This window comes from Amycolatopsis thailandensis, from assembly GCF_002234405.1.
Classification (GTDB): Bacteria; Actinomycetota; Actinomycetes; order Mycobacteriales; family Pseudonocardiaceae; genus Amycolatopsis; species Amycolatopsis thailandensis.
In genome coordinates, this window is the sequence record NZ_NMQT01000226.1 from 1 (window position 1) to 8,208 (window position 8,208).

Here is an 8,208-nt window from a genome sequence, read left to right on the forward strand (position 1 = left end):
CTCCCACCCTCCCCGGATCAACACTCTTTCCCTCCCCCACGCTCCTCAGATCTCAACACCCGAAACCGGCAAGTGGGCAGGCCAGGCACACGCCACCTTTGCCTTACCCCTCAAAAGAACCCGAAACGCCACTCACGACCACCCGCACCGACCACCCACAGACGCTAGGCCCTGAACTCGCGCAAGAGCCGGGCCACCTCGCCCGGCCGCTCCAAGAACGGCGAATGCCCGGCACCTTCCACGACCTCGACCCGGGCCCCCACCGCCGAATACCGGGCGAAAGTCTTGTCACAGTCGTAAAAGCGGTCCCGCCGCCCGAGAATCACCAGGCACGGCAGCCCCAAAGCCGCCACCTGCGCATCGAGAGGACTGAACGCGAGTCGCCGCGCACGGTCCACGAGCACCACCCGCGCCATCGCGGGCGCGGTGACGGCGTGGTCCACCAAATCCTGCAAGGGATCGTCGAACCAGCTCACCCGGCGGAACCGGGCGGCGAACCGGACCCACCGCCGATGGGCGATCAGCCGCACGAGAGAGCTGACCATCGGCAGCAGAACCGGGCTACCGGGCGGAAAAGACGCGTAGCTGTAGTCGGGAGCCTGCCCGATCAGCACCAAGGACCCGACGCGCGGCGAGAGACCGGCCAAGGCCAGTGCGACGTCGGCGCCGAAGGAATGACCGGCGACCAGAACGTCCTCGACGTCCAGCGTGTCGAGCACACCTGCCAGCATTCGCGCCTGCGACACCGGGTCGAGTCCGGACGAGCCGCCGGTGCACCCGTGTCCCAGCAGATCCACCCGGATCACGCGGTGCGCGGCGGACAGACCGGGGGTGAGCCGGTCGAACCAGTGCACCGAACCGCAATACCCGTGCAGCAACAGCACCGGCGGCCCGGCGCCGTCCTGACGGACGTGGACGGCGACACCGTTCACGTCGAGGATGTCGCCGATGGGGGAACGCCGCACGCCCCCAACGTAACTCAGACCCGCGCGGTCTCCTTGCTGCGGGACAACAGCCACGCCGCGATCCCGGCGGGGAAGAACATGAGCACGCCGTAGATCCCGGCGGGTACGGCCATCGCCTTGTCGCCGAGGACGGAGATCGCCACGGCGATCGCGAGGGTGGCGTTGTGGACGCCGATCTCCATGGCGGACGCGATCGACTGCCCGCGGTCCACCCGGAGCAGCCGCGGTACGTAATACCCGATCGCGAGGCTGAGCAAGGAAAGCGCCAGCGCCACCGGTCCGAGTGTGCCGATGTTGTCCACCAGGGTCCGGAACTCCTGCGCGATCGCGGCCGCGATCACCAGCACGAGCACCACGGCGGAGCCGATCTTGACCGGTTTGCGCATCCGCTCGGCCCAGCCGGTGAACCGGCTCCGCACCGCCATCCCGATCACGACCGGGATCAGCACGATCGCGAACACCTGCACGAACTTCGCGGCCTGGAGCCCGACCGAGGCACCACCGTCGAGGAACCCGGCCATCGACAGGCCGACCACCAGCGGCAGCGTGAACACGGCCAGCACGGAGTTGATCGCCGTGAGCGTGACGTTGAGGGCGACGTCGCCGCCCGCGAGGTGACTGAACAGGTTCGCCGAAGTCCCGCCGGGTGAGGCGACGAGCAGCATCATCCCGACCGCGAGCACGCCACCGAGGCCGAACAGCAGGATCAGGCCGAGGCAGAGCACGGGCAGCACGATCATCTGGCACACCAACGCGATGACGGCGGCCTTCGGGTACTTCAGCACCCGCGTGAAGTCGGCGACGGTCAGGGTCAGCCCCAGCCCGAACATGACGAGCGCCAGCGCGACGGGCAAGAGGATCGAGAACATCGCCGAACCCATCGCGGGGCCTCCGTCCGATATGCCCTTTTCAGTTCGGCAAATCGTGTCAAGCGGCGAGAAGCCGGTCAAGGCACCGAAACCCAGACGTGACCCGGCTTGACTTTTCCGAGAGCAGTGCTCACTATAGTTACAGGCTCTAACGCACACGATAGGCACTCAGGGAGATCGAGATGAACACGCTGACCGAGGTCGTACTGCCGGGCAAGGTCGAGCCGGAAGGCCTGGAGCTGCGGGAACGCCCGCTCCCCGCACCCGGCCCCGGCCAGGTCGTGGTCGCGATGGAGGCGACCGGAGTCTCCTTCGCCGAGCAGCAGATGCGCCGCGGCAAGTACTACGACCAGCCGCCTTTCCCTTTCGTCCCCGGCTACGACCTGGTCGGCACGGTGCTGACCACCGGCGACGGGGTCGACCGCGGACTCGCCGGCCGCCGGATCGCCGCGCTGACGAAGGTCGGGAGCTGGGCCAGCCACGTCGTCCTCGACGCCGCCGACGTCGTGCCCGTCCCGGACGGCCTCGGCGCGGAGGAGGCCGAGACCGCGGTGGTCAACGGCATCACCGCCTGGCAGATGCTGCACCGCAAGGCCCGGGTGCGCGCCGGGCAGACGATCCTGGTCCACGGCGCGAACGGCGGGGTCGGCTCGCTGCTGGTCCAGCTCGCCGCGCAGGCGGGTGTCCGGGTGATCGGTACCGCGTCGAAGCGGCATCACGAAGCGTTGCGGCGCCTGGGAGTCACGCCGATCGACTACCGCACCGAGGACATCTCCGCGCGTGTCCGCGAGCTCGCACCCGAAGGTGTCGACGCCGTCTTCGATCACGTCGGCGGCGCCAGCGTGCCCGCGTCGTGGAAGCTGCTCGCCCGCGGCGGCACGCTCGTCTCCTACGGCAGCGCCGCGACCCGCGACGACGAGGGCTCCAAGCAGCTGCCCGTACTCAAGATCCTCGCCCGCGTGATGCTGTGGAACAGCCTCCCGAACGGCCGCAACGCGTACTTCTTCAACGTCTGGGCGGGACGGTCCTTCGCCAAGAACCGGTTCCGCGCCCGTCTACGCGAAGACCTCACCCAGGTCTTCGCCGCGCTGAAGGACGGCACGATCACCGCACAGGTCGCGGCGCGGTTGCCGTTGAGCCGGGTCGCGGAAGCCCTGCGGCTGGCCGAATCCGGAACGGTCGCGGGCAAGGTGGTGCTCACGCCGTAAGGGTTCGGTAACCGCGCGAACCCGGCGATCCGGACGGTTCGCGCGGTTGAATGACCCCCATGAAACGCAAGCGGGTGCTCGCCGTCGTGGCGGCCGGACTGGTGGTGGCGGTGGCCGCGGGCCTCTACTGGTTCCAGCCTTGGAAGCTCTGGGTGAACGAAACGGTCCAAGAGGCGCTTCCGGTGGCGCAGGTCTCCGAAAGTGCCGCGCCCGCCCCGAAAAAGCCCATGATCGTGGCGACCGGGGAATTGATCAGCCACGAACACGAGACCAGCGGCGGCGTCCGGATCATCCGCGCGGAAGACGGATCCCTGGTGCTGCGCCTGGAGAATCTCGACACGAGCAACGGCCCGGACCTGCGGGTCCTGCTGAGCGACGCGCCGGTGCTCCCCGGCAAGGACGGCTGGTTCGTGTTCGACGACGGCGCGCACATGAGCGCCGGGAAACTCAAGGGCAACAAGGGAAGCCAGAACTACACCCTGCCCGCGGGCACCGATCTGGCCCGCTATTCGAGTGTCAGCATCTGGTGCGACCGGTTCGACGTCTCGTTCGGCGCGGCTCCGTTGACCAAAACCCCCTAGGCCAGCCGGTCCACGGCGTATTCCATCTCCGCGCGGACGGCGCGCAGGTCGATTCCGCCGGGATCGATGATCGCGGCCACCGCGATCCCCCGCAGCTGGCCGACCAGCGCCGCCGCGTACGCGTCCGGGTCGCGGACACCGGAGATGGAGCCGTCGGCGATCCCGGCGGCGACGGTCTGCGCGATGGCGAACCGGTACCGGCGATCGGCCTCGGTCATCGCCGACCGCACCGCCGGATCGCCGACGGTCGCGTCCGTCCAGAGCACCACGAAAGCCCGGTTCAGCGGCGGCATGTCGGTGAGCAGCTCGAAGAAGATGTCCAGCAACGCGCGCAGCATGTCCATCGGAGCGGGGGTCAGCCCGCCGGTGCGGGTGGCGACCGCGGCGCTGAAGGCGTCGGCGAACTTCTCCGCGGCGAACTCGACGAGCCGCTGCACCAGCGTCTCCTTCGAGCCGAACAGCTGGTAGACGACGCCGCTCGGATAGCCCGTCCTGGCGCAGATCATGCCGATCTTGAGCCGCGCGAACCCTGCCTCGCCGATGAGACGGGCGGCGGTGTCGAGAATCCGTGTCCTGGCGATCTCCTGGTCACGTTGGACCTGGCGCTCCTCCGCAGACGAGTCCACGACGTGATCCTCCCATGACTTCCGGTTCGTCACCTGTCGACGCGGCGTTACGATCCCGGACATGAGGATCGCCTTCTCCGCCGACGACCGGAACGCCACCACGGACGCCGTTCAGGCCTTCCTGGCCGAAGCCGGTCACGAGGTGATCCACCCGGCGGCGTCGGAACTCTGGCCGGAACTCGGCGCGGCGGTGGGCAAGGCGGTCGCCGACGGCGAAGCCGACTTCGGCGTGGTGATGTGCTGGACCGGGACGGGTACGGCCATCGCGGCCAACAAGGTCCCCGGCGTGCGTGCGGCGCTGGCCTGGGACACCTGGATCGCCGCGGGCGCGCGCAAGTGGAACGACGCGAACGTGCTGGCACTGAGCCTCAAACGGCTCTCTCCGGACGTCGCCGTCGAAATCACCGAGGTGTTCCTTTCCGGTATCGCGCCGGACGCCGACGAATCGGCGAATATCGCCCGGCTCGGCGAAATGGACGAATTCCGTCGATGAGCGGCACCGAACCTGTGAACGGTTAACGCTGTCGAACGTATTAGGCCGTTCGCAGGAAAATCACCACTCTACGTAGTGACGCTTCCCATATTGGTCCAGACCACGTACCGTCTCCCGCAACAAAGCGTTCCGCATGGAGGTGGTCGATGAAGACGCATCCCCGCCTGCCCGGTTTCGGCCGCGGCAACGCGATGTCGCCGATTTCGCACTGACGAAATCCCTCTCCAAGATCATTTCCCTGCACCGTGTTGTAAGGAGTGAAATGTCAAGAAAGAGATGGCATCTGGTCGGCCTGTTCACGGCCGTCGCGGCGCTGGCTGTCGGTCTGGTGACCGTGCCGGCGAACGCGGCGGGCGGGGTCGGAGCCACCCTGACCAAGGGTTCGGACTGGGGGTCCGGCTGGGAAGGCAAGTACACGATCACGAACAACTCGGGATCGGCCCTCACCTCCTGGACACTCGAGTTCGACCTCGCGGCAGGCCACTCGATCGCCTCGCTGTGGGATGGCAGCTACACCGCCTCCGGCCAGCACGTGACCGTCAAGAACACCTGGAACGGCAACGTTTCCAACGGCGCCTCCGTCAGTTTCGGCTTCAACGTCAAGTACTCCGGCGCCTACACCGCGCCCGCGAACTGCAAGATCAACGGCGGCTCCTGCGATCCGGGTGGGGGCACCCCGACGACGAGCAACCCGCCCACGAGCACGACGTCCAACCCCACGACGTCGAACCCGCCCACGACGACCACCACGAGCAACCCGCCGACCACGACGACTTCGAACCCGAACCCGGGCGCGAAGAAGAACCTCGGCTACTTCGTGCAGTGGGGCGTCTACGGCCGTAACTACCACGTGAAGAACATTCACACTTCTGGTTCCGCGGCGAAGCTGACGCACATCAACTACGCGTTCGGCAACGTCACGAACGGTTCCTGCACGGCGAACGACGACACCTACGCCGACTACGACAAGTTCTACGACGCCGGGTCCAGTGTGGACGGTGTCGCGGACTCGTGGGACGCGGGCGCGATCCGCGGTAACTTCAACCAGCTGCGCAAGCTGAAGAAGATGTACCCGGGCCTGAAGGTGCTGTGGTCGTTCGGTGGCTGGACCTGGTCCGGCGGCTTCGGCCAGGCTTCGAAGAACCCGACCGCTTTCGCGGAGTCCTGCTACAAGCTGATCAAGGACCCGCGCTGGGCCGACGTCTTCGACGGCATCGACATCGACTGGGAGTACCCGAACGCCTGCGGTCTCACCTGTGACACCAGCGGCCCCGCCGCGATCAAGAACGTGGCTCAGGCGCTGCGCACCAAGTTCGGTTCCTCGTTCCTGGTCACCGCCGCGATCACCGCGGACGCCAGCAGCGGCGGCAAGCTCGACCTCGCCGACTACGGCCCCGCCTCGGCGTACCTCGACTGGTACAACGTCATGACGTACGACTTCTTCGGCGCCTGGGCGGCGCAGGGTCCGACGGCCCCGCACTCGCCGCTGACCGCGTACCCGGGCATCCCGCAGCAGGGCTTCAACTCCGACGAGGCCATCCAGAAGCTCAAGGCCAAGGGTGTTCCGGCGAGCAAACTGTTGCTGGGTATCGGTTTCTACGGCCGAGGCTGGACCGGCGTCACACAGGACGCCCCGGGCGGCACCGCGACCGGTGCGGCACCGGGCACGTACGAAGCGGGCATCGAGGACTACAAGGTCCTGAAGAACAGCTGCCCGTCGACGGGCACTATCGCGGGCACCGCGTACGCGAAGTGCGGCAACAACTGGTGGAGCTACGACACTCCCGCGACCATCAACTCGAAGATGGGCTGGACCAAGAACCAGGGTCTCGGCGGCGCGTTCTTCTGGGAGCTCAGTGGTGACACCGGCAACGGTGAACTGGTCACGGCCATGCGGAATGGCCTGAACTGAGAGGTTTGAGAAGTGGCTAAGCGGACTTGGATCCAGGCCGTCGGCCTGGCCGCCGCTGCCGCAACGGCCGGCGCGGTCCTCGTGATCGCGCCGGCCTCCGCGGCCGGCGGCGTCGGCGCCGCCTTCAGCAAGGGCTCCGATTGGGGCTCAGGCTGGGAGGGCAAGTACACGATCAGCAACAACTCGGGATCGAGTCTTCCCACGTGGACGGTCGAATTCGACCTGCCCGCGGGACATTCGATCGCTTCGCTGTGGGACGGCAGTTACACGGCCTCCGGCCAGCACGTGACGGTGAAGAACACCTGGAACGGCAACCTCGGCACCGGGGGCAGCACCAGTTTCGGGTTCAACGTCAAGTACTCCGGGAGCTACGTCGCCCCGGCGAACTGCAAGATCAACGGCGGTTCCTGTGATCCGGGCGGCGGCGGTCCGACCACGACGCCGACCACCACCACGTCCTCCCCGACCACGACCACGTCGACGTCGAACCCGCCGACGACCACCACGAGCAACCCGCCGCTGCCCGGCGGTCGTGGCGCGCCGTATCTGTACATGGGCTGGGGCAACCCGCCGAACCCGCAGACGGTCATGAACGCGACCGGGATCAAGTGGTTCACCCTGGCTTTCGTGCTGGCTTCGAACGGCTGCAACCCCGCCTGGGACGGCAGCCGTCCGTTGCAGGGCGGCCCCGACGCGAACGCGATCGCGCAGATCAAGGCCGCGGGCGGGCAGATCGTGCCGTCCTTCGGCGGGTGGAGCGGCAACAAGCTCGGCCCGAACTGCTCGACGCCGGAACTGCTCGCCGGCGCCTACCAGAAGGTGATCGACGCCTACGGTCTCAAGGCGATCGACATCGACATCGAGAACACCGACGAGTTCGAGAACGCGACCGTGCAGGACCGCGTCCTCAACGCGCTCAAGATCGTGAAGGCGAAGAACCCCGGTATCCAGACCATTCTCACCTTCGGCACGACGACCAGTGGCCCGAACTCCTGGGGCAACCGGCTCATCGACCAGTCGAAGGCGCTGAACGCCGGTGTCGACGTCTACACGATCATGCCGTTCGACTTCGGCGGCGGCGCGGACATGTACGGCAACACCATCAAGGCCGCGAACGGCTTGCGGGACAAACTGAAGTCGACCTTCGGGTGGGACGACGCCACGGCGTACGGCCACCTGGGCATCAGTGGCATGAACGGCCTTTCGGACCAGCAGGAGCTGACGAGTCTCGACGCCTGGACCAAGATCACCAACTGGTCCAAGACGAACAAGACCGCCAGGCTCGCTTTCTGGTCGGCCAACCGCGACCGGCCTTGTCCCGGTGGCGGCGTCGCCGAGAACTGCAGTGGTATCGCACAGAACGACTGGGACTTCACGCGGATCACCGCGGGCTTCTGACGTCCCTTCCCCGAACCGCGGGCCCGCACCGATGCTGCACGGTGCGGGCCCGCTCCTTTGCGCATTTGGTCCTCTGAATGCGGTAGTTGCGTATGCATCTACCGCATTCAGAGGACCAAATGCGCAAAGGGCACGGCGGTACATGAAGGCCCCCTT

The 8,208-nt window shown here is 67.2% G+C and carries 8 protein-coding genes; 5 read left to right on the forward strand and 3 right to left on the reverse strand.

Going from position 1 to position 8,208, the window contains the following annotated elements; translation table 11 throughout:
- Positions 1 to 164: 164 nt before the first annotated feature.
- Both CFP71_RS41730 and CFP71_RS41735 read right to left on the reverse strand, forming a co-directional pair.
- Complete coding sequence (locus CFP71_RS41730) at positions 165 to 965, reverse strand: alpha/beta fold hydrolase (protein WP_093939388.1); 801 nt, start codon at positions 963 to 965, stop codon at positions 165 to 167.
- Positions 966 to 979: 14 nt separating this feature from the next.
- Positions 980 to 1,846: a bile acid:sodium symporter family protein gene (locus CFP71_RS41735; RefSeq protein WP_093939389.1), complete on the reverse strand. Its 867-nt coding sequence runs from the start codon at positions 1,844 to 1,846 to the stop codon at positions 980 to 982.
- A 170-nt stretch (positions 1,847 to 2,016) separates the two neighbouring features.
- On the opposite strand from CFP71_RS41735, the gene CFP71_RS41740 reads away from it, so the two are divergent.
- Both CFP71_RS41740 and CFP71_RS41745 read left to right on the forward strand, forming a co-directional pair.
- Entirely contained in the window at positions 2,017 to 3,042 is a 1,026-nt protein-coding gene (locus CFP71_RS41740) for a medium chain dehydrogenase/reductase family protein (RefSeq protein ID WP_093939390.1), read from the forward strand.
- Positions 3,043 to 3,101: 59 nt separating this feature from the next.
- Complete coding sequence (locus CFP71_RS41745; RefSeq protein ID WP_093939391.1) at positions 3,102 to 3,623, forward strand: DM13 domain-containing protein; 522 nt, start codon at positions 3,102 to 3,104, stop codon at positions 3,621 to 3,623.
- Here the strand turns inward: CFP71_RS41745 and CFP71_RS41750 are convergent.
- Complete coding sequence (locus CFP71_RS41750) at positions 3,620 to 4,249, reverse strand: TetR/AcrR family transcriptional regulator (protein WP_093939394.1); 630 nt, start codon at positions 4,247 to 4,249, stop codon at positions 3,620 to 3,622. The two genes, CFP71_RS41745 and CFP71_RS41750, sit on opposite strands and share 4 nt — an antisense overlap.
- 61 nt (positions 4,250 to 4,310) lie before the next feature.
- Between CFP71_RS41750 and CFP71_RS41755 the strand changes: the two genes are divergently transcribed.
- The 3 genes from CFP71_RS41755 (at position 4,311) to CFP71_RS41765 (ending at position 8,052) form a co-directional block, all read left to right on the forward strand.
- Positions 4,311 to 4,742: an RpiB/LacA/LacB family sugar-phosphate isomerase gene (locus tag CFP71_RS41755; RefSeq protein WP_093939392.1), complete on the forward strand. Its 432-nt coding sequence runs from the start codon at positions 4,311 to 4,313 to the stop codon at positions 4,740 to 4,742.
- 262 nt (positions 4,743 to 5,004) lie between these two features.
- A complete protein-coding gene (locus CFP71_RS41760; RefSeq protein WP_093939393.1) occupies positions 5,005 to 6,654 on the forward strand; it encodes a glycosyl hydrolase family 18 protein in 1,650 nt (549 codons plus the stop codon).
- Positions 6,655 to 6,666: 12 nt separating this feature from the next.
- Positions 6,667 to 8,052: a cellulose binding domain-containing protein gene (locus CFP71_RS41765; protein WP_167406478.1), complete on the forward strand. Its 1,386-nt coding sequence runs from the start codon at positions 6,667 to 6,669 to the stop codon at positions 8,050 to 8,052.
- Positions 8,053 to 8,208: the final 156 nt, after the last annotated feature.

Excerpts from the sequence above, each read along its gene's own strand:
- CFP71_RS41735 (WP_093939389.1), bottom strand. The coding sequence starts at position 1,846 with ATGGGTTCGGCGATGTTCTCGATCCTCTTGCCCGTCGCGCTGGCGCTC.
- CFP71_RS41740 (WP_093939390.1), top strand. The coding sequence starts at position 2,017 with ATGAACACGCTGACCGAGGTCGTACTGCCGGGCAAGGTCGAGCCGGAA.
- CFP71_RS41745 (WP_093939391.1), top strand. The coding sequence starts at position 3,102 with ATGAAACGCAAGCGGGTGCTCGCCGTCGTGGCGGCCGGACTGGTGGTG.
- CFP71_RS41755 (WP_093939392.1), top strand. The coding sequence starts at position 4,311 with ATGAGGATCGCCTTCTCCGCCGACGACCGGAACGCCACCACGGACGCC.
- CFP71_RS41760 (WP_093939393.1), top strand. The coding sequence starts at position 5,005 with ATGTCAAGAAAGAGATGGCATCTGGTCGGCCTGTTCACGGCCGTCGCG.